17 protein-coding genes and 1 tRNA gene are annotated in these 17,222 nt (G+C 66.4%); 10 read left to right on the forward strand and 8 right to left on the reverse strand.

Annotation, left to right across the window (positions count from 1 at the left end):
- Window positions 1-89 precede the first annotated feature (89 nt).
- A complete protein-coding gene (locus ACO07Z_RS17975; protein WP_421699954.1) occupies window positions 90-581 on the reverse strand; it encodes an Hsp20 family protein in 492 nt (163 codons plus the stop codon).
- Between the two features lie 266 nt (window positions 582-847).
- On the opposite strand from ACO07Z_RS17975, the gene ACO07Z_RS17980 reads away from it, so the two are divergent.
- Together ACO07Z_RS17980 and ACO07Z_RS17985 are read left to right on the forward strand one after the other, a co-directional pair.
- Complete coding sequence (locus ACO07Z_RS17980; protein ID WP_421699955.1) at window positions 848-1,231, forward strand: hypothetical protein; 384 nt, start codon at window positions 848-850, stop codon at window positions 1,229-1,231.
- Between the two features lie 114 nt (window positions 1,232-1,345).
- A complete protein-coding gene (locus tag ACO07Z_RS17985; RefSeq protein ID WP_421699956.1) occupies window positions 1,346-2,305 on the forward strand; it encodes an alpha/beta fold hydrolase in 960 nt (319 codons plus the stop codon).
- Window positions 2,306-2,322: 17 nt separating this feature from the next.
- On the opposite strand, the gene hisN is transcribed toward ACO07Z_RS17985, so the two are convergent.
- Window positions 2,323-3,108 (reverse strand): histidinol-phosphatase, encoded by a 786-nt coding sequence (gene hisN / locus ACO07Z_RS17990; protein ID WP_421699957.1) that lies wholly within the window; start codon window positions 3,106-3,108, stop codon window positions 2,323-2,325.
- Between the two features lie 1,674 nt (window positions 3,109-4,782).
- Entirely contained in the window at window positions 4,783-5,664 is an 882-nt protein-coding gene (locus tag ACO07Z_RS17995; RefSeq protein WP_307021132.1) for an N-formylglutamate amidohydrolase, read from the reverse strand.
- Between the two features lie 254 nt (window positions 5,665-5,918).
- On the opposite strand from ACO07Z_RS17995, the gene cpdR reads away from it, so the two are divergent.
- The 3 genes from cpdR (at window position 5,919) to ACO07Z_RS18010 (ending at window position 8,426) form a co-directional block, all read left to right on the forward strand.
- The gene (gene cpdR / locus ACO07Z_RS18000) at window positions 5,919-6,278 is read left to right on the forward strand and encodes a cell cycle two-component system response regulator CpdR (protein ID WP_244450848.1); all 360 of its coding nucleotides are present in this window, start codon (window positions 5,919-5,921) and stop codon (window positions 6,276-6,278) included.
- A 112-nt stretch (window positions 6,279-6,390) separates the two neighbouring features.
- Window positions 6,391-6,465, forward strand: a tRNA-Val gene (locus tag ACO07Z_RS18005).
- A 500-nt stretch (window positions 6,466-6,965) separates the two neighbouring features.
- Window positions 6,966-8,426 (forward strand): hypothetical protein, encoded by a 1,461-nt coding sequence (locus ACO07Z_RS18010; RefSeq protein WP_421699958.1) that lies wholly within the window; start codon window positions 6,966-6,968, stop codon window positions 8,424-8,426.
- Window positions 8,427-8,523: 97 nt separating this feature from the next.
- Here ACO07Z_RS18010 and ACO07Z_RS18015 read toward each other — a convergent pair whose 3' ends face one another.
- A complete protein-coding gene (locus ACO07Z_RS18015; protein ID WP_421699959.1) occupies window positions 8,524-8,778 on the reverse strand; it encodes a hypothetical protein in 255 nt (84 codons plus the stop codon).
- A 168-nt stretch (window positions 8,779-8,946) separates the two neighbouring features.
- Between ACO07Z_RS18015 and ACO07Z_RS18020 the strand changes: the two genes are divergently transcribed.
- Window positions 8,947-9,222 (forward strand): hypothetical protein, encoded by a 276-nt coding sequence (locus tag ACO07Z_RS18020; protein WP_421699960.1) that lies wholly within the window; start codon window positions 8,947-8,949, stop codon window positions 9,220-9,222.
- Window positions 9,223-9,381: 159 nt separating this feature from the next.
- Here ACO07Z_RS18020 and ACO07Z_RS18025 read toward each other — a convergent pair whose 3' ends face one another.
- Window positions 9,382-10,107, reverse strand: coding sequence for a histidine phosphatase family protein (locus ACO07Z_RS18025; RefSeq protein WP_421699961.1), 726 nt, complete (start codon window positions 10,105-10,107; stop codon window positions 9,382-9,384).
- Window positions 10,108-10,240: 133 nt separating this feature from the next.
- Between ACO07Z_RS18025 and ACO07Z_RS18030 the strand changes: the two genes are divergently transcribed.
- Window positions 10,241-12,085: a M3 family oligoendopeptidase gene (locus ACO07Z_RS18030; RefSeq protein ID WP_421699962.1), complete on the forward strand. Its 1,845-nt coding sequence runs from the start codon at window positions 10,241-10,243 to the stop codon at window positions 12,083-12,085.
- 126 nt (window positions 12,086-12,211) lie between these two features.
- Here the strand turns inward: ACO07Z_RS18030 and ACO07Z_RS18035 are convergent, their stop codons facing one another.
- Window positions 12,212-13,066: a helix-turn-helix domain-containing protein gene (locus tag ACO07Z_RS18035; protein ID WP_421699963.1), complete on the reverse strand. Its 855-nt coding sequence runs from the start codon at window positions 13,064-13,066 to the stop codon at window positions 12,212-12,214.
- A gap of 85 nt (window positions 13,067-13,151) precedes the next feature.
- On the opposite strand from ACO07Z_RS18035, the gene ACO07Z_RS18040 reads away from it, so the two are divergent.
- The gene (locus ACO07Z_RS18040) at window positions 13,152-14,174 is read left to right on the forward strand and encodes an MBL fold metallo-hydrolase (protein ID WP_421699964.1); all 1,023 of its coding nucleotides are present in this window, start codon (window positions 13,152-13,154) and stop codon (window positions 14,172-14,174) included.
- A 68-nt stretch (window positions 14,175-14,242) separates the two neighbouring features.
- Here ACO07Z_RS18040 and ACO07Z_RS18045 read toward each other — a convergent pair whose 3' ends face one another.
- Entirely contained in the window at window positions 14,243-14,644 is a 402-nt protein-coding gene (locus ACO07Z_RS18045) for a tautomerase family protein (protein ID WP_421699965.1), read from the reverse strand.
- A 95-nt stretch (window positions 14,645-14,739) separates the two neighbouring features.
- On the opposite strand from ACO07Z_RS18045, the gene ACO07Z_RS18050 reads away from it, so the two are divergent.
- A complete protein-coding gene (locus ACO07Z_RS18050; RefSeq protein WP_421699966.1) occupies window positions 14,740-15,582 on the forward strand; it encodes a LysR family transcriptional regulator in 843 nt (280 codons plus the stop codon).
- A gap of 73 nt (window positions 15,583-15,655) precedes the next feature.
- On the opposite strand, the gene irrA is transcribed toward ACO07Z_RS18050, so the two are convergent.
- Complete coding sequence (gene irrA / locus ACO07Z_RS18055; RefSeq protein ID WP_279613732.1) at window positions 15,656-16,180, reverse strand: iron response transcriptional regulator IrrA; 525 nt, start codon at window positions 16,178-16,180, stop codon at window positions 15,656-15,658.
- A 460-nt stretch (window positions 16,181-16,640) separates the two neighbouring features.
- Here irrA and fabA point away from each other — a divergent pair, with 460 nt between their 5' ends.
- Window positions 16,641-17,147, forward strand: a complete 507-nt coding sequence (gene fabA / locus ACO07Z_RS18060; RefSeq protein WP_371349055.1) for a 3-hydroxyacyl-[acyl-carrier-protein] dehydratase FabA — start codon at window positions 16,641-16,643, stop codon at window positions 17,145-17,147.
- Window positions 17,148-17,222 lie beyond the last annotated feature (75 nt).

Raw genomic sequence — 17,222 nt, forward strand, 5'->3', positions numbered from 1 at the left:
AGAGCCGGATCGCCGCTGCGGGGACGGTCCTCACCCGCAGCAGGCCGTCGGCTTCGCTAGTGTGGCGTCCGCCTCACGCGGCGTTCACCTCACGCGGCTTGGGCCTCGCTGGCTTTCGCCTCGCTGGTCTTGGCCTCGATCACGCGCGGCGCGCTGGCGCCGGTCGCGATGGGAATGGTGCGGGGCTTCATCGCCTCGGGAATCTCGCGCACCAGTTCCACATGCAGCAGGCCGTTGGCGAGGCTGGCGCCGCGCACTTCCACATGGTCGGCGAGCTGGAAGCGGCGCTCGAAGGCGCGGGCCGCGATGCCCTGATAGAGCACGTCGGACGGCTTGCCGGCCTCGACCTTGCGATCGCCGCGAATGGACAGGCCATTCTCCTTCACCTCGATGGACAGATCGTCCGCGGTGAAGCCGGCGACGGCGACGGTGATGCGATAGGCGTTCTCGCCGGTGCGCTCGATATTATAGGGCGGATAGGTGGGGGCGGTGTCGACGCTGTTCACCTGGTCCAGCAGCGAGAACAGGCGGTCAAAGCCGACGGTCGAACGGTGCAGGGGGGTAAGGTCAAACGTACGCATGGCATATCCTCACGTTAAGCGACATGCAGAAGGGTCCTCTCAATTGAGCCGAACCCGGTTCACGTACCGCCTTCTGGCCGGTACAACAGCGAGATAGGAAAGGCTTGGCGGCGCGCAAGAGCCGCGCGGCGAAATCGGCGGCGCGTCGGTCGCGGCCGGTGCGCGTTGCACCTGAACGAGGGATGAACGAGGGGCTTGGACCCTATTCAGTGCCGGCTGGTTAAGGGATCGAAGGTCGGTACCAATCCGATCGAGGGGTGTGTGGAGTGAGGACGCGGGCACCGGTGGCGCTGGCCGTCGCCGTGGGACTGCTGGTCGGGATGCTTCCCCCGCTGCTGCCGGGGAGCATGACCGCGTTCGCCCAGAATTATCGTCCGCCGCCGGGGCCCTATGCGCCGGGACCGGGCCCCTACGCGCCCTATGACGCGCCGCCCGGCGGCCGGGCGGGCGGGCCGGTCGATGCCGACGCGGCGGTGCGGATGCTGAGCGCGCGCGGCTTTTCCAACATTTCCGTGATCCGTCGGCGTGGGGCCACCATTCTTCTGGAAGCGAATGGCCCGCGCGGGGAGCGCGTGCAGGTGGTGGTGGACGGCGCGTCCGGCGCCATCAGCGGCATGAAAGTGATCGGCTTCGGCGACAAGCGCTATTGAGATGCGCCACGACCCGGCCGGCCTGACGTGGCGGCGCTTTGCGCGCTTTTGCGCCTTTGCCCGGTGCCGGGGCTTCGCTATAAGCCGCAGGGGCAAAAACCAGCGCGCGGCGACATGAGCTTCAAACCCGTTCTCTATTCGACCCGGGATAATCCGGTGCCGGAAGGTGCCCTGTGTGGCGCCGCCACCGCCACGGACGGGATTCGGCTGCGCTTCGCCCGCTGGATGCCGGAGCGCGCGCCGTGTCACGGCACGGTCTGCGTCTTCCCCGGCCGCACCGAGAAGATCGAGAAATATTTCGAGACGGTACGCGACCTGCTGCGCCGTGGCTTCGCGGTGGCCGCGCTCGACTGGCGCGGGCAGGGCGGTTCACAGCGGCTGCTGTCCAACCCGATGAAGGGCCATATCAAGGACTTCGCGGACTATCAGCTCGACATTGAGGCGCTGCTGCGTGAGGTGGTGCTGCCGGATATGCCGGGACCCTGTTTCGCCCTTGCCCATTCCATGGGCGCGGCGATCCTGCTCGATCATGCACGCCGGGGCGGGCAGTCCTTCGAGCGGATGTTCCTGGTCGCGCCCATGCTCGACCTCTCGCTGCTGAAGCACGATGTCGCGGCGCGGCGCATCGCCCGCACCCTGTCGCGCCTCGGCCTCTCGCGCGCCTATGTGCCGACCCGCAAGGTGCGGCCGCTGCACGAGGTGCATTTCGAGGGTAACCGCCTCACCTCCGACGCCACGCGCTTCGCCCGCAACCTCACCATATCCATGGAGCACCCACAGCTGGAAGTCGGCCCCCCGACCATCGGCTGGGTGAAGGCCGCCTTCGACCTGATGGAAACGCTGGCCGACCCGGCCTCGGCGCGGGCAATCCGGCAGCCGCTGCTGATGGTGGGCGCGGGCGCGGACAAGATCGTCTCCACGCCGAGCATCGAGCATCTCGGCACCCGGCTGATCGCCGGGGCCCACATCATCATTCCCGGTGCGCGACACGAATTGCTGCAGGAGCGCGACCTGTTCCGCGAGCCGTTGCTCGCCGCCTTCGACGCCTTCATTCCCGGCAGCGCGGCCGCTTAAAGCCGCGCTGCAGAAGCTCAGCCGCGGTTGAGCACGCTCAGCGCTTCTTCATGCAGGCGGCGGTCGCCCGAGGCGACGACGCGTCCGCCGGAGAGGTCCGAGCCGCCCTCCCAATTGGTGACGATGCCGCCCGCGCCCTGAACGATCGGGGTGAGGGGGAGAATGTCAAAATCGTTCAGATTGGTCTCGATGACGAGATCGACATGGCCGGCGGCCAGCATGCAATAGGCATAGCAGTCGCCGCCATAGCGCGGCAGCCGCACGCGCTTCTCGACTTCCGTGTAGAGGGCGCGGTTGCCTTCCTCCATCAGCAGCGGGCTCGTGGTCATCATGACGGCCTCGCCCAGGGAGGCGCAGGAGCGGACGGTAAGCCGGCGGTCGCCGGCCGGGCCGCGATAGCGCGCCTGCGCGCCGTCGCCGGTGAAGCGCTCGCGGATGAAGGGCTGGTGCATCATGCCAAAGACCGGCTCGCCCTGCCGGCACAAGCCGATCAGCGTGCCCCAGGCTGGCATGCCGCTGATGAAGGACTTTGTGCCGTCGATGGGGTCGAGCACCCAGACATAATCGGCATCGAGGCCCTCATCGGGAAACTCCTCGCCGCGCACGCCATGGCTGGGAAAGGTGCGGCGGATGAGGGTCCGCATCGCCTGCTCGGCGGCGCGGTCGGCGGCAGTGACGGGATCGAACACCGCGCCGCGGCTCTTGTCCTCGACACCCAGGGCGGTGCGGAAGAAGGGCAGGATGGCCTGCCCGGACACGGTGGCGAGTTCGTCGACGAAGCTCTCGAAATCCACCGCGCCCATCTTATCCTGCCCCTGCTGCTGCCCTTCCGGCCCGTTCCGTCCGGCGCTCCTCACTTCCTACCGGGCAGCGCAGGGATCGGCAATTGCCCTATGCGTGGCGCGGGGGGCGGATGCCGCCGCGACCCCTGCGCGAACTGAGGGGCGTCCCTCAATTTTGCTCCGCGCCAAGCGCATGGCTGCCATTCCGGCAGGGTCAAGAAATGGGCAATTCCGTCGTTGCACCGGAGAAGCGAACCTGCCATATTATTGCAGCGCGGTAGAGCGATTGGCGTCGCCTTACCGCCGCCCTCCTTGGGCGTTTCCTCCCTAGACTTGGGCCGCTCCGGCAACGTGAGCGGCCCCTTTCTTTTCCGCCATCTTCCTGAAAATAAATCACATTTTCGGCGACCAGGGCGCGCCGTGCAGATCCGCATGGGGTGGGTCCTCGCGTCCGAGGCCGTGTTCAGGGCGATGACAGGCGGTGCTCAAAAGCACCGCGTGCCGATTCCGGCGCCAGGCGCGCTGAGTGCGCGATTGTCATCATTTGAGCGCCTGCGACCAATTGCCAGTTTCGTTTCTTTCGTTTCGCCGTTGTCACGGCGGCGTCGCAGGTCTATGTTTATTGCGTTGCGGCGGCGTGATTGGCGTCACGCTGCCGCCGCCCTCCTTGGGCGTTTCCTCCCTAGACTTGGGCCGCTTGCGCGCTGCGTAAGCGGCCTCTTTCTTTTCAGCGCCCGCGCAGTCCCGCCGTGGTGAACGGGGCAGGGCAGGTGTGCGATGAGGCTCACCTTCATACCGGCCGAGCACGGCGGCAATCCCGGCCTCAACGTCTCTCTCTTGATGGCAGTGGAGCCGCAACCTGATGAGGGCACCCCTCTTCCTGTCGCATAGCCCGTCTGCCCCGAGCATTCGACGGGATCGGGCATCCGGGTCTCCCCCGGCCGCGCGCAATGTGGCGACGGCTCCGCGACACGTCGTCTCGCAGGTCACGGGCGGGGAAGAGGAGGTCGCGCAGGGCTGCTCCTGGCTGACGGCCTTGAGCCAAGCGGGAAGCCGGAAAGACCGCCCGGTGGGTGATTCCGCTACTCCGTATCACCAGCCGTGCGCCGGGCCTCAAAACGGAAGCGGGCGCTGACGTGCCGCGACCCCCCGGTCGGCTCCGTCAACGCCCGGCAGGGCGCCAAGCGCTCCTGAAAGGTAAATTGATACGGCGAATTGCGGTATTAATGTCACACCGCTCACGTCACCGTATTTGGTATGCCAGAAACTGACGGGGCTTGCCTTGATTATTCCGCAATGCACCTACATCTTGCACTCGCACGCAGCGATTGGCGTCGCTCCGTGCAGCCCTCCTTGGGCGTTTCCTCCCTAGACTTGGGCCGCTTGCGCGCTGCGTAAGCGGCCTCTTTCTTTTGCGCCGGACGAAGACGCCTGCCGTGGCTTCTGCCATCTTGCCGGTCATCCCGTCGCGGTTCCGTGGTCTCTCTGGGAGAGCCCTCTGTCCTTTCGGACCGACCTTTCCCCCCGCTTTTTCAGCGGCTTTGACCGAACAATCGGTGGTGGATTTCAGCCCGGAACCGAGCGTGCAGAATTGGTATAGCTCGCATGTTTAAAATGCAAGGCTCTGCGATGAGGTTTTTTACGTCGCCCCATCAAAAATTTGAAACGTCTCATCAGTGAATTGAAAAATAAGGGTTATTCCGCCGCGGTGCGCAGGGGCGCGAGGTCGAGATGCGGTATCTCGGTCAGCGCGAGCGCGACTTCGAGTAGATCGTTCTGCACGATCTCGAAATTCTCGGAGGGTTCGTAGGTCGCCTCGCGCATATAGAGCGCGCGGTTGATCTCGATCTGCACCGCATGCATCCCGGAGGCCGGGTTGCCGTAATGCTCGGTGATGAAGCCGCCGGCATAAGGCTTGTTGCGCACAACGCTGTAGCCGCGCCGGCGCAACTCGGCTTCGATCGTGTCGGGAATGATGCCGGCGCAGCTCGTGCCGTAGCGGTCGCCGAGCACGATGTCGATGCGCCCGTCCCGCTGGCAGCCGGACGGCATGGAGTGGCAATCCACCAGAACGGCGACGCCGAAGCTGCGCTGCATCTGCGCCATCAGTTGCCGCAGCGAGCGGTGATAGGGCTTGTAGAGCGATTCGATGCGGGCGATCGCCTCGTCCACCGGAATGCGCCGGCCATAGATTTCCTGCGCCTCGCCGACGATGCGGGCGATGGTGCCGAGCCCGCCGGCCACCCGCATGGAGCGCGTATTGGCGTAAGCAGGCAGGCGACCCTCGAACATGCGGGGGTCCAGCTCATAGGGCTCGCGATTCACGTCGAGATAGCAGCGCGGGAAATGCGCCCGCATGAAGCCCATGCCGAATCGGGTCACCTCGGCGAACAGACGGTCGACGAAGCTGTCCTCCGAGCGGCGCAGCACCGGCAGATCGAGCCGCGACTGGCTGACGAAGGCGCGGGGATAGACGATGCCGCTATGGGGCGAATTGAACAGGAACGGGGCACGAAGCGCGGCCGGCTGGACGATCTCGAAGGCGGGGTCGATCGTCTCGGCAATGACGGCCATCATTCCTCAATCCGCTTCCGGCCCCACCGCGCGCGGGCCTAGGCTCCGTCTCTAACATGGCGCATGGCGGGGCGGAATGCGCCCGCGCGCGGGCGCGCCGGTTTTTGCGCACACGTCCGCGCGAGGGAAAGGGGGGCGCGTTCACGATGTGCTAAGGGGCGCTGGAGTACCCAAGGAGAACGTGTACGCGGCGCGGTGCGCGTGTCGGTTCGCCCGATGCTCGCCATGGCCGCCTCAGGACAATCAGGATGCCCGGGATGCTCAAGATCCTGCTCGCCGAAGACGATAATGACATGCGCCGCTTTCTGGTGAAGGCGCTGCAGAATGCCGGCTATGAGGTCGCCGACTTCGACAATGGCCGCTCCGCCTATGACCGGCTGCGCGAGGAGCCGTTCGAGCTTCTCCTCACCGACATCGTCATGCCGGAGATGGACGGAATCGAACTCGCCCGCCGCGCCACCGATCTCGACCCGGATATCAAGGTGATGTTCATCACCGGATTCGCCGCCGTCGCGCTCAATGCCGACAGCCAGGCGCCGAAAGATGCGAAGGTGCTTTCCAAGCCCTTCCATCTTCGCGATCTCGTCAACGAAGTCGGCAAGATGCTGGCGGCCTGACGCTCGCCCGATCGGTGGGGAAGGGTGGCGTCATCCACAGCCACCATTCCCCGCTTGCACCAAGCCGGGCTTCTGGTTATAGGGGAGCCCCGCTCGCAAGAGACCACGGAATGGGCGCGTAGCTCAGCGGGAGAGCACCTCGTTGACATCGAGGGGGTCACAGGTTCAATCCCTGTCGCGCCCACCATTCCTTCTCGCCAGACACTGACAGCCCAGAACGGCCCGGCTCACTCCTGCCGTCGGTTTGCCGAGTCCCGCTGCCGCGCGAATGGATTGCGCCTCCCTCCGCGCCGCTTCTTCTGCCCATCGCCCCGCTCGTAGGACCGCTGCGCCGCGCAACGGCGATAAGTCGCGTGCGATTGCCTTACGTCACGCGCGTGAAAAGTGCGTCCATTCTGGAGGGAATTTCACCCCCATTTTGGAACAGCTTTCCGCCGGCCGCCGCTCACCAAAGCTTGTCGCCCCGCGTGAGCAGGGAGTACCAAAACACCGTGTGCGGAACTGGCGGGCGCATCAGCGATGGTCGCGGCGCGGTGGGTGTCATCCGCCTGTCCGCAAGGCTTTGCATCATCGGTGAGCGGCCGCTGAGCCTACCGGCTGTATGATCGGCAAGCCCCATGAAAGGGGTGAGTCCGGCATGTTGGCGGTATCATAATAGTCATTCCGATATGGGGCTGAGAAGACATCATGACTCGTCTGAATTGGGTAAAGGCGCGCAGCGGCTGCGCGGCGTTGGCGATTGCGGTGGCGCTGGCGTGGGGGGCGGCGGGCTTTGGCGGCGCCTTCGCGGCTGACGCGACCGGCCCGGGTTCGCTGGATAAGAGCTTCGGGGCCGGCACGGCCGATGGCACGCCGGACGGCGTCTCCAGCACCTCGCTGGGTGAAGGCGACGACATCGCCAACGGGATCGCCACCACGCCGGACGGCAAGGTCGTCGTCGTCGGCAACCGCAACAATGGCAAGAGCAACGACATCGTCGTGCTGCGCTACGCCAAGGACGGCGCGCTGGATGCCAGCTTCGGCAAGGCCAATGATGGCACGCCGGACGGCGTGGTCAGCCTCTCGCTCGGTGACGGCGATGACTTTGCCACCGACGTGGCGGTGCAGGGCGACGGCAAGATCGTGGTGGCGGGCTATCATCAGGAAGGCGCCAGCACCAACATTGCCGTGCTGCGGCTCAACACCGACGGCACGCTCGACTCCAGCTTCGGCAAGGCTAATGACGGCACGCCGGATGGCGTGGTCAACATCTCGCTGGGCGATGGCAACGACATCGCCAACGCGGTGGGCCTGACCGCCGATGGCAAGATCGTTATCGCCGGCGCCACGGTCGCCAAGGACGGCACGTCCAATATCGTCATTGGCCGCTTGAACGCGGATGGGACGGCGGACGCCAAGTTCGGCGTCGGTGGCCGCGACGGCACCCCGGACGGCTTCACGGCTGTCTCGCTCGGCGACGGCAATGATGTCGGCGAAGACCTCGCCGTGGCTCAGGACGGCAAGATCGTCGTCGTTGGCACCCATGGGCCGAAGGGCAACACCAACATCGCCGTGCTGCGCTTCACCGCCGATGGCACGCTGGACCCCACCTTCGGCAAGGCCAATGACGGCACGCCGGACGGCGTCGCCAGCTACACGCTGGGCGAAGGCTCGGACGAAGCGAATGCGGTGGCGCTCACCGCCGATGGCAAGATCGTTGTCGCCGGCGACTCCGTCACCAAGGACGGCAGCACCAATGTCATCGTCGCCCGCCTCAACGCCGACGGGTCGCTGGACGAGGCCTTCGGCGTCTCCGAAGACGGCACGCCCAACGGTTTCGTTGCCACGTCGCTCGGCGCCGGCAACGACTACGCGACCGATGTGACGATGGACAAGAACGGGAACATCGTCGTCGCCGGCTATCACCAGGAGGGCAACAGCACCAACATCGCGGTGCTGCGCTACAATCCGAAGGGCGAACTGGACGAGGCCTTCGGCACCGCCAATGACGGCACGCCGAACGGCATCGTCAACCTCTCGCTCGGCGATGGCGACGACATGGCGAGCGGCGTGGTGATGGAGGCCGATGCGCTCATCGTCGTCGGTGGGGTCACCACCGCCAAGGATGGCAGCAAGAACATCGCCGTGGTGCGGCTGCTCGGCCAGTAGGGACAGCGGACGCAAAATCGGGTGTCCCTCACGAAAGCGCCCCGGCCTCCGTCACGGAGCGCCGGGGCGCTGTCATTTTCTGCCTCGCGCGGGCCGCTCAGCCGACGCTTTCGTCCAGCAGCCCATTGGCCTCGCACCACCAGCGGAAGGCGTTCGCGGCCTCGATCAGGTCTTCCTCGCGATGGGCGCCCTGCAGGCGGCGGATCATCCCCTCATAGTCGCCTTCGGGATGCGGGTTGTGTTCGGCGAAGACCAGCGCCTCGTCGAGCGTGCGGATCACCAACCCTTCGGCCTCGTCCTTAAGGCGCAGGGGCGGGGTGAAGGCGGCGGCGGTGGAAGAAGTGATCACCATGGCGTCCTCCGTGGAGTCGGCGAACAACGGCCGGACGCGCGACAGGTTCCCCGCGCGTCGGGGTGTGTCGCGCGACGAGCAATTTGTCGATCGTCGCCGCCTCTATTGGAAACTATTTTCGAGGCTGCGTGTTGTCCGGCCAGAACATCGTTTCTTGAGGAGGTCAACATGACGAAAACTCGGATGAGTTCGGTCGGCGTTGCCGCTCTGGTGGCTGCTGGCCTTGTTTTCGCGGCGGTGCCTGCCAGTGCCACGTCGGTCGGTCCCCGCGACACGGCGCGTTTCGGCGACAACCCCGACCGCACCCAGGTGCGCGAGCATGAGCGCGTGCGCAAGCAGCAGGTGCGCCAGACGGAAGGCCAGTCCAAGACGCGTGCGTTCTTCGGCCCGCTCTACGAGGGCAAGAATTCGCCCTGGCAGAAGATGAAGCGCACTTTCGACTGACCGTGCCGATCCCAAATGGACCTAAACTGAGCGCCCCCGTGGCGCTCTTTTTTTGTCAGGGCCATTCCGCCGAATTCACATTCGGCGGAATGGCCCTAATTTCATGATTATACGCAATTCCTACCGCAAAACCGCTACGCATTTTTGCGGGAATTGCTCCTAGGAGCAGCCGCTGTTCGCCGGCCGGGGCTCCGGCGCCCCCCAGTCATTGGACGGCAAATTGGCATAGGGCTCGGCGAAATACTGCCGCACCACCTCGAACCGGCTGGGCACGGTATCTTCCGGCCGGTCATAGGTGAGGATCCAGAAGAAATTGTAGTTGCTGTCCGGCCAGGTCTTCGGCACGCCGCCCTTGACCCCCTTCACTTGGTCGAGATGCAGCAGCTGGCGCAGCGTCACTTGCTCGCCGGCGAACTCAGTCTCCAGCGCCGCGCTGGCGATGTGGAAATGCTCCCACACCATCACCACCGTCTTTCCGTGCCAGCGCGGATTCGTCAGCAGATCGCGCGCCACGTCGCGGTTGACCACGTTCAGCTTCGAATTGAAGTAGCGATTGTTGCGGATCGGCACATAGCCGATCGGCGGCGCGGTGAGGGGCATGTCCCAGGCACGGGCAATGGGCCGGGCGGTCTCCACCGTGTGCAGCGTCATGGCGAGGATGGCGGCGGGCGGGTCGTTGCGGATCAGGCTCATCGGACTGGTCGGGCTCAGATATTGCGCCGCCAGCGCCTGTGCGCGTTCCTTCCCGAGGCCGCAGAGGGTCAGCGCCGTGTGTTTCTCGCCATGCCGCACGATCACGATCCGGCGGGGCGCCGCCTCGGCCAAGGCGGTACCGAGAGTGGTGAGCAGGGTCAGGCAGGCGAGAATTCGGAGCAGCGGTCGCATTTCTTCCTCGGGGCGCGCAGGTTCAGGAGAGAATGCCGCGCCTTGGCGGCGCTGCCAATTCGCAACGGGATGGTTGATAGCCCGCCAAGGCACACGATATCACTGCCACCTCGCCTTACCCGCCGGAGTGACCATGCAGCGCCGTTTCGATTCCTTCGCCTTCGCGCCCCGTTCGCCGGAGGCGTCCGCCGCCGCCCTTGGCTCCCTCCCGCAATGGGACCTGTCGGATCTCTATCCGGCGATGGATTCGCCCGAACTCGCGGCCGACCTCGCCGCGGTCGCCACCGAGTCGGCGGTTTTCGAGGAAGCCTATAAGGGCAAGCTGGCTGAGGTGCTCGACGGCGCGGATGCCGGCGGACAGATGGCGCTGATCATCGCCCGCTACGAGAAAATCGAGGACCGGCTCGGCCGGCTCTATTCCTATGCCGGCCTCGTCTATTCCGGCGACACGACCGATCCCGTGCGGGCCAAATTCTATGGCGACGTGCAGGAAAAGCTCACCGACGCATCGACGCATCTGCTGTTCTTCACGCTGGAGCTGAACCGGCTCGACGATGCCAAGATGGAATCGGCGCTCGCCGACCCGGCCTTCGCCAAGTACCGGCCGTGGATCGAGGATGTGCGGGCGGAGAAGCCCTACCAGCTGGAAGACCGCATCGAGCATCTGTTCCATGAAAAGGGCGTCACCGGCCGTGGCGCCTGGAACCGGCTGTTTGATGAGACCATCGCCGGGCTGCGCTTCGAGGTCGGCGGCGAGAGCCTGCCGCTGGAGCAGACGCTGAACTTCCTCGCCGAGCCGGAAGAGGAAAAGCGCCGCATGGGCGCCGAGGCGCTGGCCAAGGTGTTCGGCGATAATCTGCGGCTGTTCACCCTCATCACCAATACGCTGGCCAAGGACAAGGAAATCTCCGACCGCTGGCGCGGCTTCGAGGACATCGCGGATTCCCGCCATCTCGCCAACCGCGTCGAGCGCGAAGTGGTCGACGCGCTGGTGTCCTCGGTCCACGCCGCCTATCCGCGCCTGGCCCATCGCTATTACAAGCTGAAGGCCAAGTGGTTCGGCAAGGAGAAGCTGGAATATTGGGACCGCAACGCGCCGCTGCCCAAGGTGGAGACGCGTCCTATCGGCTGGGACGAGGCGCGCGATACCGTGCTCGGCGCCTATTCCACCTTCTCCCCGCGCATGGCCGACATCGCCCGCGACTTCTTCGACAAGAGCTGGATCGACGCCGGGGTGCGCCCGGGCAAGGCCACGGGCGCCTTCGCCCACCCCACCGTGCCCTCCGCCCACCCCTATGTGCTGCTCAACTATATGGGCAAGCCGCGCGACGTGATGACGCTCGCCCATGAACTGGGCCATGGCGTGCACCAGGTGCTGGCGGCGCCGAACGGTGCGCTGATGGCACCGACCCCGCTCACCCTGGCGGAGACCGCCTCGGTGTTCGGCGAAATGCTCACCTTCCGCCGCCTGCTGGCGGCGGCGCCGGATGCGCGCGCCCGCAAGGCGATGCTGGCCTCGAAGGTGGAGGACATGATCAACACGGTGGTGCGGCAGATCGCCTTCTACACCTTCGAGCGCCGCATCCACACCGAGCGCAAGAATGGCGAGCTGACCGCCGAACGCATCTGCGCCATCTGGATGGAAGTTCAGTCGGAGAGCCTGGGCGAGGCCATCCATCTCGGACCCGGTTATGAAAATTACTGGGTCTATATCGGCCACTTCATCCATTCGCCGTTCTATGTCTACGCCTATGCCTTCGGCGACTGCCTGGTGAACTCGCTCTACGCGGTCTATGAGAACGCCCAGGAGGGCTTCGCCGAGCGCTATCTCGCCATGCTGGCGGCGGGTGGCACCAAGCATCACTCGGAACTGCTCAAGCCCTTCGGCCTCGACGCCCGCGATTCCGCCTTCTGGCAGACCGGTCTCGGCCTCATCGAGCGCATGATCGGCGAGCTGGAAGCGATGGAAGAGGCGTGAGCTCGCCTTGGATCATTTCACCGTTTAACGGAAACAGTGAAATGATCTAATTCTTTGTTTTGGCGCGTTTTCTTCACGCGAACCGGTATCCACTTCGCTCGAAAACGCTCGAGCCGGCGCTGCGGATCAACGCGCCGGCTGTTCCGATATCGGCGCGGCCGTGCGCTGCCGCGCCGGATCGCCCGACATCCGCACGCCGCTCAGGCTCCAGGAGGGCGGCGCGCCGAAGGTGTGGCGGAAAGCGCGGGTGAAATGGGCCTGGTCACAGAAGCCTGCCTCGTGCGCAGCGGCCGTCAGGCGGCTGCCGCTCGCGACGGCCCCGATCGCCAGCCGCAGGCGCCGCCACGCCCGGTAGCGGCGATAGGGCACGCCGACCTCCCGCGTGAACAGATGCTGGAAATGATGCGCGGACAGTCCCACCCGTGCACAGGCGTCGGCGACGCCGGGCCAGTCATCCGCTTCGTCGAGCGAGGCCATGATGCGCGCGATGCGCGGGTCGAGCGGGCGCCGCGCCCGTCGCACGCCGAAGCCGAGAAAATCGTCCAGCGCCTCGCCGGCCCAGTCGGCGCTGTCGGCATCCTCCCAGAGCGCGCGTAGCGGCGCGCATTCGCCAGCGGCTCCCAGAAGGGCGCCGCCGCTTTCTTCCGCGTTGCCGGTCAGCGCCGCCAGGCAGGCGGGTCCCGCCAGCGAGGGCTCGATGTACAGCACGCCGATTGGCTGCCCGCCGACGTCGAGCTCATGCACCATCCCGGCCGGGATCATCGCCGTGCGTGCCCGCCGCCAATCGCCGCCCGCGAGCCGCAGAGCGAAATCGCCATAGATGCCAGCGAGAAACACCGGCGCGCCGTGCTGGTGCGGGGCGTTGTAGGTGAGCGGCCCGATGAAGCAGGTGCGCGTCGTGTCGAGATGCCAGAGCGGCCCGGCCGCCAGCCGGGCAGGGGCGGGCGGCGCACGTTCATACAAGCGATCCGGCGGGGCCATGGGTAGCCTCCTCAACGCTGCGCGCCCGACGCGGCCATTTGAACATCAAAAAAGGCCCGCCGCGAAGCCGGCCCGGAGGACGCCCATGCCCAGCCTTTCCACGCCCCCCGCCCGCCAAGGGCTCGCCTTGTCGCGTCGCCAGACGCTCGCCGCCGCCCTCGGCCTCGTTGCCGCCCCGGCGCTGCTGCGGGCCACGCCGGGGCGCGCCGCCGCGCCGGAGCTTGGGCCCTCGACACCCAGCTTCCAGCGCTTCCGGCTCGGTAGCTTCGAGGTGACCAGCCTGCTCGACGCCAGCGTCATGATCGACGGGCCATGGCCCATCGTCGGCGAGGACCGGTTGGCGGGAGAGGTCGAATCGCTGATGGCGGCGAACCTGCTGCCGGAAAAACGCTTCCGCCCCGGCTTCTCGCCCACGCTGGTCAACACGGGCCGCGAACTGGTGCTGTTCGATGCCGGCAATGGCGCCGATGGCTTCGTCCCGCCCCCTGCGGGCGGCCAGCTGATGAAATCGCTCGTCGCGGCAGGCTATGCTCCCGAGCAGGTGGACGTAGTGGTGATCACCCACGCCCATCCCGACCATGTCGGTGGCTTGATGAACGAGGGCAAGCCGACCTTCCCGAACGCCCGCTATGTCATCGGTGCCACCGAATTCGATTTCTGGAAGAGCGACAAGCCGCTGGCGGCGCCGAAGGAAAGCAACGAATACGGCTCCGCCGTCGTGTTTCGCTCGCATGTTCTGCCGCTGGCCGACAAGACGCGTTTCCTCGCGGCGGACGGTGAGGTGCTGCCCGGCATTCGCGCGGTGGCGGCGCATGGGCACACGCCCGGGCATCTCGCCTTCCATGTCGAAAGCGGGGGCAAGCGCCTGCTGGTGTGGGGCGACTGCGCCCACCATGAGGTGGCCTCGCTGGCGCGGCCGGACTGGCACGCGCTGTTCGACCAGGACAAGGAAGCGGGCGCCGCCACGCGGCGGAAAATCTACGACATGGTCGCGACGGACCGCGTGCTGGTGGCGGCCTATCACACCTCCTTCCCCTCGCTCGGCTATGTCGAGCGGCGGGGCGAGGGGTATCGCTGGCTGCCGATCACCTATCAGCTGGCCGAGTGAGGGCACGTGGGGCCGCAGGGCCTTTCCGGCGAACACGGGTTCACCGGAATGGGGCTCGGTTTTCGCCCTTACGGCCGGGCGGCGATGTAGCGCTGTTCCTGGGTGAGGCCGGCATAGCCATAGGCGTCGCCGCGCGCTTCCACCACATGCACATAGCTTTCCGCGTGAAGGGGCCCGAGCATGTCGCCGAAGGCGGCGAAGATCTCGGCGATGAAGGCCGCCTTCTCGTCCTTGGTGTTTGTCCCCTCGGTCACGCGGATATCGAGCCAGAAGCCGGACAGGCCGGCGTCGGCGAGGCTGCGTCCCGCGCAGAACCACTGCTCCGGGTCGGCGCGCTGCACCAGCACCGCGGTGAGTGCCGGGTCCTTGCCGAGCCGCTGCTGCGCGAGCTGCGACGCGCGAGCGGCGAGGGCGGCGTCCAGCCCGGCGGCGGGAGCGGCGGTGGCGTACTTTATCTGGATCATCGGCATGGCGCGTCTCCTGGCAACATTGTGCGGAGACTCGTAGCGCGTCGAGATGCATGATAAAATGATATCATTGAATATATCAGTGATAACATATCATCATGACTGAGCGGCCCCTCGACCTCGAACTGGTTCGCGCTTTTGTCCATGTCGCCGAACTGTCCAGCTTCACCCGCGCGGCGGAGGCGCTGGGTGTCACGCAGGCCGGGGTGAGTCTGAAGCTGCGCAAGCTGGAAGACCGGCTCGGCCGCACCCTGCTGGAACGCACGCCGCGTCTGGTCCGGCTCACCGCGGATGGGTCGGCCTTCCTGGAGCGGGCGCGCCGCCTGCTGGCGGCGGATCGCGACGCGCGGCTGTGGGACGCGGCGCCGTCGCGGCGTCTACGACTGGGCATCAGCGATCACGTCACCGGCGACACGCTGCCCGGCCTGTTGCGGCGGCTGGCGGCGGCGAGTCCCGGCCTCGTCTTCGACATCCGCATGGGCTTTTCGCGGCTCCTGCTGGATGCCTTCGACGCCGGCGATCTCGACGCCGTGGTGGTACGGCGCGAGGGCGACCGGCGCGACGGTCAGATGCTGCGGCAGGATCGCTATGGCTGGTTTGCCGGCCCCGGCTGGCACGCCGATGACGGCCACCTGCCGCTCGCCCTGCTGGCGGCGCCCTGCGGCGTGCGTGCGGCCGCCATCGCCGCGCTCGATTCGGCTGGTATCGGCTGGCGCGAAGCCTTCACGGGCGGCAGTGTGTCCTCGGTCGCTGCGGCGGTGGCGGCGGGGCTTGCCGTCGCGCCCATGGCGGCCCATCTCGCGCCGGCGGGCAGCGTCGAGATCGGCCCGGCGCTGAAACTACCCGTTCTGCCGGCCGCGACCGTCATGCTGGTCGCCCGTGCTGGCGACGCGCCGGTGAAAACCGCGCTCCGCGAACTCGCCGCCTTCCTCCGGGCGTGAGGCGGCACAGCCACCAAAAACGAAAAAGGCCGGTCGAGCGACCGGCCTTGAACATTGCGCGGAATGCTGTGGATCAGGAGCGCCGCTTGGGGCGCAGGCGCACCACCACGTCCACACGCGCGACCTCATAGCCTTCCGGCGGTTCGGGAATCCGCTCCACCTCGACCGAGGCGCTGGGAATGTCGACGAGGTTGTTCTCGCCTTCGAGGAAGAAGTGATGGTGGTCCGACGGGTTGGTGTCGAAATAGGTCTTCGAGCCATCCACCGCCAATTCGCGCAGCAGGCCCACCTCGGTGAACTGGTGCAGCGTGTTGTAGACCGTGGCCAGCGACACCGGGAAGCGCGCCTTGATCGCCTCTTCATGCAGGATTTCCGCCGAGACGTGACGGTCGCCCTTGGCGAAGAGCAGCCAGCCGAGCGCGAGGCGCTGGCGGGTGGGGCGCAGGCCGACATCGCGCAGCATGTGGCGCACATCGTGGAACGGGCAGCCGGTGCGGCCCGCGCCGTCACGCAGCTTGGCGACCGGCAGCACGGGACCGTCCTCTTCCACCACCATGCGGGAGAAGGCTACGTTCTGGGGGCGAAAAACTTCGCTCATCTCGTCTTCCGAACCATCGTTACCGCCTTTCCCCCGAAGGGAGAGACAAGGTCGATCCGCAACTCCGGCCCCGCCACACGCTTCCTGGCAAGGCCGGAAGCGGGCACAGGGCACCTTTTTCACTTGGCATTATATCGGTACGGTGACCGCCGGGGCAATATCGGGCGGAATAATCGTAACAGTTCCAATCTGTGGCGCGTTCGGCGCAGCCTTCGCACGCGCCTGCGCCGGAGGGGACCTCTGCCACTTTCCGGCGCGGCGGTGCACGGGTATTGTCATAGGGATGACATTTTCGGCATAGCCGCAGGCGGCCGGCCGGCTTTGAGCGCGCGGGGCGCTGTGATAGGAAGCGCCCTGCGTCAGGTGGCCGGGCCGGAGAGTGCCCGCGCGTGCCGCACAAAACCGGCGGCTGCGGGCCGCTCAAGGCATGGAAACAGCAAGCGTGGGTAATACCGAGACGATGGTCGAGCGGCAGACGAGCTTCACTTACGAGGAACTGCTCGCGTGCGGGCGCGGAGAGCTTTTCGGGCCGGGCAACGCGCAGCTTCCCGCTCCGCCCATGCTGATGTTCGACCGCATCACCGAGATTTCCGAGGATGGCGGCCCCAACGGCAAGGGCCATGTGCGGGCTGAACTCGACATCAAGCCTGACCTCTGGTTCTTCGGCTGCCACTTCATCGGCGATCCGGTCATGCCCGGCTGCCTGGGCCTCGATGCGCTGTGGCAGCTGGTAGGCTTCCATCTTGGCTGGCTCGGTTCTCCCGGTCGCGGGCGGGCGCTCGGTGCTGGCGAGATCAAGTTCTCCGGTCAGGTGCTGCCCTCGGTGAAGAAGGTCGTGTACGGCATCGACTTCAAGCGCGTGATGCGCTCCAAGCTGGTGCTCGGCATTGCCGATGGCTGGCTGGAGGCCGATGGCGAGGTGATCTATCGCGCGAGCGACCTGAAGGTCGGCCTGTTCCAGTCCTGACCCGCGCGCCCTTGCGGCGCCATCCGGGCGGGGCCATCTCGCCTGTCTCGATCCTCTCGCGTGCTTTGAAGGAAA

Origin of the sequence: Ancylobacter sp. (assembly GCF_965229075.1) — a bacterium.
Classification (GTDB): domain Bacteria; phylum Pseudomonadota; class Alphaproteobacteria; order Rhizobiales; family Xanthobacteraceae; genus Ancylobacter.

What these genes read in the sequence shown, in the direction of transcription:
- ACO07Z_RS17975 (WP_421699954.1), bottom strand. Translation starts at nt 581, where the DNA reads ATGCGTACGTTTGACCTTACCCCCCTGCACCGTTCGACCGTCGGCTTT.
- ACO07Z_RS17985 (WP_421699956.1), top strand. Translation starts at nt 1,346, where the DNA reads ATGAGCTTCAAACCCGTTCTCTATTCGACCCGGGATAATCCGGTGCCG.
- hisN (WP_421699957.1), bottom strand. Translation starts at nt 3,108, where the DNA reads ATGGGCGCGGTGGATTTCGAGAGCTTCGTCGACGAACTCGCCACCGTG.
- ACO07Z_RS17995 (WP_307021132.1), bottom strand. Translation starts at nt 5,664, where the DNA reads ATGATGGCCGTCATTGCCGAGACGATCGACCCCGCCTTCGAGATCGTC.
- cpdR (WP_244450848.1), top strand. Translation starts at nt 5,919, where the DNA reads ATGCTCAAGATCCTGCTCGCCGAAGACGATAATGACATGCGCCGCTTT.
- ACO07Z_RS18010 (WP_421699958.1), top strand. Translation starts at nt 6,966, where the DNA reads ATGACTCGTCTGAATTGGGTAAAGGCGCGCAGCGGCTGCGCGGCGTTG.
- ACO07Z_RS18015 (WP_421699959.1), bottom strand. Translation starts at nt 8,778, where the DNA reads ATGGTGATCACTTCTTCCACCGCCGCCGCCTTCACCCCGCCCCTGCGC.
- ACO07Z_RS18020 (WP_421699960.1), top strand. Translation starts at nt 8,947, where the DNA reads ATGACGAAAACTCGGATGAGTTCGGTCGGCGTTGCCGCTCTGGTGGCT.
- ACO07Z_RS18025 (WP_421699961.1), bottom strand. Translation starts at nt 10,107, where the DNA reads ATGCGACCGCTGCTCCGAATTCTCGCCTGCCTGACCCTGCTCACCACT.
- ACO07Z_RS18030 (WP_421699962.1), top strand. Translation starts at nt 10,241, where the DNA reads ATGCAGCGCCGTTTCGATTCCTTCGCCTTCGCGCCCCGTTCGCCGGAG.
- ACO07Z_RS18035 (WP_421699963.1), bottom strand. Translation starts at nt 13,066, where the DNA reads ATGGCCCCGCCGGATCGCTTGTATGAACGTGCGCCGCCCGCCCCTGCC.
- ACO07Z_RS18040 (WP_421699964.1), top strand. Translation starts at nt 13,152, where the DNA reads ATGCCCAGCCTTTCCACGCCCCCCGCCCGCCAAGGGCTCGCCTTGTCG.
- ACO07Z_RS18045 (WP_421699965.1), bottom strand. Translation starts at nt 14,644, where the DNA reads ATGCCGATGATCCAGATAAAGTACGCCACCGCCGCTCCCGCCGCCGGG.
- ACO07Z_RS18050 (WP_421699966.1), top strand. Translation starts at nt 14,740, where the DNA reads ATGACTGAGCGGCCCCTCGACCTCGAACTGGTTCGCGCTTTTGTCCAT.
- irrA (WP_279613732.1), bottom strand. Translation starts at nt 16,180, where the DNA reads ATGAGCGAAGTTTTTCGCCCCCAGAACGTAGCCTTCTCCCGCATGGTG.
- fabA (WP_371349055.1), top strand. Translation starts at nt 16,641, where the DNA reads ATGGTCGAGCGGCAGACGAGCTTCACTTACGAGGAACTGCTCGCGTGC.